This window comes from Phocaeicola sp. RTP21198st1_B8_RTP21198_201120 (assembly GCF_040929485.1).
Classification (GTDB): domain Bacteria; phylum Bacteroidota; class Bacteroidia; order Bacteroidales; family Bacteroidaceae; genus Phocaeicola; species Phocaeicola dorei.
Genome location: NZ_JBCOCI010000206.1, coordinates 1 through 2,388, shown reverse-complemented (window position 1 = coordinate 2,388; position 2,388 = coordinate 1). Strand labels below are relative to the sequence as shown.

At 41.1% G+C, this 2,388-nt stretch carries 3 protein-coding genes; all 3 read right to left on the bottom strand.

Annotation, left to right across the window (positions count from 1 at the left end; genetic code table 11):
* Nucleotides 1–798: toprim domain-containing protein (locus tag AB5935_RS24545; RefSeq protein ID WP_368327705.1), on the bottom strand; the 798-nt coding region annotated here is incomplete at its 3' end.
* A gap of 142 nt (nt 799–940) precedes the next feature.
* Entirely contained in the window at nt 941–1,987 is a 1,047-nt protein-coding gene (locus tag AB5935_RS24540; protein ID WP_003013282.1) for an AAA family ATPase, read from the bottom strand.
* Nucleotides 1,987–2,286, bottom strand: a complete 300-nt coding sequence (locus AB5935_RS24535; RefSeq protein WP_003013280.1) for a helix-turn-helix domain-containing protein — start codon at nt 2,284–2,286, stop codon at nt 1,987–1,989. Before AB5935_RS24535 ends, AB5935_RS24540 begins: the two co-directional genes overlap by 1 nt.
* Nucleotides 2,287–2,388 lie beyond the last annotated feature (102 nt).

Sequence of the window (2,388 nt, the reverse complement as noted above, 5' to 3'; positions counted from 1 at the left end):
CTTGATCCTGTTGTCTTGCCTCTGCAATTCTTCCATTCCATTTTTTACGGTGTGCGTTTTTTCAAAATGGCTTCGCAAACTGTTGTACGATTTTAAACCACTGCTATCTGTGTCCAGATAGCTTGTTATTCCGTTATGTCGCCCTAAGAATGGATATGCTTTTTGCAGATTGGCGGTCGTATTCAGGATACAGAAGTTCGTATTTAGATACGGCTTACCTGCATTCTTTTTTAACGTCATAAAGGATAGCAGATCCGTGAAGCCCTCAAACAAAACAACATCTTTGTTGCCGTTATCGATCGTGGTGATCCCCTTTGTCAATAGGGAGCGTTTATCATAGCTGTTGCGCAGTTCGTATCCACCTGCATCATTCTTAAAACTTGCGGCAAAGTACGTCTGTCCTTTTGCCGTCCGGTAATAGATTTCCTGACAGTATACTCTGGCAATTTCAATATCTATTTTGCGTACGTCGGTCAGATAGTCTGTCAGAGCTTTGTTTCCGAGAGGCTCAACGGAAAGGATGGTGTAAGCGCGTTCATTTTCTTGTTGCATGACCTGTACTTTATCCAATACGGTCTGCTGGTGAAAAGAAAAGATATTTTTTCTTTCATCAGCCCAATCTAAAACAGTTGATAGGTTTTCCGTATCCAAAAACTTCATCAGGAAGTCAATGTTATTTCCTCCGAATCCTTCCGAATGCGAGTACCAGATATTCCTATGGATATCCAACTTTGTCGAAGCCGTTCTTTCGTCTCCTCCATTGAATGGGTTTTTAAACCATGCTTCACGGCTGTTCATCCTTGCGCATGGTATCTGTAGATAATTTAATATGGATATGAGCGGTATGCGCTTTAATTCATCACATGTCATAATCTTAATTTTAAAGTAGGTTTAGTTTAGTCTATTACTATATAGGGGCGGACTAAACTAAACCTGTTTTTTAATAATAGAATTCAGGGTTGAACCGGTAGGTCTTATCGTTTTTGATGACCATCCGTTTGTTTTCCAGAAATGTCTTCAGCTGTTTGGCTTTATTGATGCCGAAATTGAAGCCCTTTGCCAGATACGCATTCCGTAATCTGCCAACATATTCATCATATGTGCAGGTTATTTCACTGCCGTTGAACATTTCCTGTAACACTTCCCGATGGTTCTCTTTGGAAAGCTCCTGATAGTCGAATCCCTTTCTCGATACTGTACCTGACAGGTCAAAGTTCTCATCCAGTACGGGCAAACCATCATCGATAAAAAAGGTAAATGGCTCAAACTCGATATCCCTGATGAACTTTGGCGCCACGGTGCTGTAGTTTGTATCCAGATCGCTTTTGGTGACCTGTAATATGGATTCAGCCTTATTGTTCAATTCTGTCCCCAAATGCCCTCTGGTGTTGTCATCACCCTTGTTTAGGTGCAGTACGGTATGGATGTGTATATTCAGCTCCTGTGACCATTTCATCAGCTTGCCGGTAATTTCGGTCGCTTCCGTAGCATTATTGATGTCGTAAACAAGATCCCTGATCCCGTCTATGATGACCAGACATATTTTGCCCGCATATTTGGACAGGGCATATTCGATGATACTTATGCGCTCTTTAGTGGGGTATTCCCTCAGGGATATAAATTTTAGGTTTTCATGGACTTCCGTTGTCGGGTAATTTATGAGTTTGTAAACCCTTGAAATCAACCTGTGGCAATGGAATCTGCTCTGCTCCGTATCGCAGTACAGTACCAATGGACGGTTTATGGGAACTTTGACCTTATACTGTAATATCTGTTTTCCGCTCAATGCAGCAGCGACCAATGAAATCACATTGAATGTTTTCCTACTCTTGGCCTTTCCGGTGGATGCGCTGAAATTTCCTAATGTACCGATAACGGAATCGGAATTGCTGATTGTTATCATGATCGGAGGTTCTAAAAATTTATCTGTTATTTTTACTATAGCCCTATCCAATGCAGTGGCTATGTCCTGGTTAAACGAGATCATTATTTACCTCCTTTGTTATGGTTGAAGTTCGTCATGGATGCCATAACATCTTCTTTGTTGAAGTAAATGCGCTTTCCCATACGTTTATAGGGAATACGCCCCTGTTTCATCCATTCGGTCAGGCTGACAAGGGAAATATCAAGCTCGTTTGCCATTTCCTTTTTGGTCATTAGTTTTGTCGGTTGCTTTTTTTGCGGAGGATCGTCCATATTACCAACCTTTGAAATAAAAACCTGTAGTTCTTCCCTAACTGCATCCTTGACACAATCTCTAAGGGCATTTCGATCCAGTGTAATCATACTTTGCTCATGTTTATCAATTTAAGAATGTCGAAGTCATGGCCACTTTCTTCGTTTAATTAACTTGACACAAAATTGGGCAAGCAAGACCACAAAAAATGC

Bases quoted from the DNA above. Each gene is read 5' to 3' on its own strand.
- AB5935_RS24540 (WP_003013282.1), bottom strand. From the start codon at position 1,987: ATGATCTCGTTTAACCAGGACATAGCCACTGCATTGGATAGGGCTATA.
- AB5935_RS24535 (WP_003013280.1), bottom strand. From the start codon at position 2,286: ATGATTACACTGGATCGAAATGCCCTTAGAGATTGTGTCAAGGATGCA.